This window comes from Mesorhizobium sp. M7A.F.Ca.US.007.01.2.1 (assembly GCF_003998165.1).
Taxonomy (GTDB): Bacteria; Pseudomonadota; Alphaproteobacteria; order Rhizobiales; family Rhizobiaceae; genus Mesorhizobium; species Mesorhizobium ciceri.
The window spans coordinates 1-460 of record NZ_RZQP01000532.1 but is presented as its reverse complement, the minus strand read 5'-3'; the positions used below and the strand labels follow the sequence as shown (position 1 = coordinate 460).

At 67.8% G+C, this 460-nt stretch carries 1 protein-coding gene; it reads left to right on the top strand.

The window, feature by feature from the left end; genetic code table 11:
- A partial coding sequence (locus EN949_RS35635; RefSeq protein WP_281039805.1) for a DoxX-like family protein occupies positions 1 to 460 on the top strand: 460 nt, incomplete at both ends.

The window sequence follows — 460 nt, the reverse complement described above, 5'->3', positions numbered from 1 at the left end:
CGGCTGGAGAGTTCACTCTGCCCGGAAGCGTCGCGGCCAGCCTGTACCGGATCGGCGATGCGACGGCTCTGCTCGGCTGGCGCCCGCCGATGCGCAGCAATGCGGCCAAGGAAATCGTGCGGGGCGCTGTCGGCGACCCGCAGGCGTGGATCACAGCGACAGGGATCCAACCATCCAGCCTCGAAGCGGCGCTAAAGCTCAATCCCGCGACGGTGCAGGAGCGATGGTTCGCCCGTCTCTATTTCGTCAAGCCGGCGATCTTTACTGTCCTGCCCTTCTTCTGGATCATGACCGGCATCATTTCCCTGACCACCGGCTGGCGCCGCGGGGTCGACTTGCTGGTCGGCACGGCCATCGGTCCGCTGGCGGAACCGGCGGTCATCGCCGGAGCGCTGGCTGACATGGCGGTCGGCGCGTTGATCGCCTGGCGGCCGACCAGTCGGCTGGGGCTGTTCGGGGC